The 232-nt window shown below is 50.9% G+C and carries 1 rRNA gene; it reads right to left on the reverse strand.

The features are described from left to right. Positions 1 to 232: ribosomal RNA gene (locus ACTHS3_RS18775) — 16S ribosomal RNA — on the reverse strand; the annotation flags it as partial.

Here is a 232-nt window from a genome sequence, read left to right on the forward strand (position 1 = left end):
TTTCAGGGTTGAGCCCCAATCTTTAACACCAAACTTAACAAACCACCTACGAACTCTTTACGCCCAATAAATCCGGACAACGCTTGCATCCTACGTCTTACCGCGGCTGCTGGCACGTAGTTAGCCGATGCTTCCTCTGCTGGTACCGTCATTTTTTTCGTTCCAGCTGACAGAACTTTACACCCCAAGAGGCTTCTTCGTTCACGCGGTGTCGCTACGTCAGGCTTTCGCC

The sequence above is a fragment of the Neisseria sp. P0009.S007 genome (genome assembly GCF_051962515.1).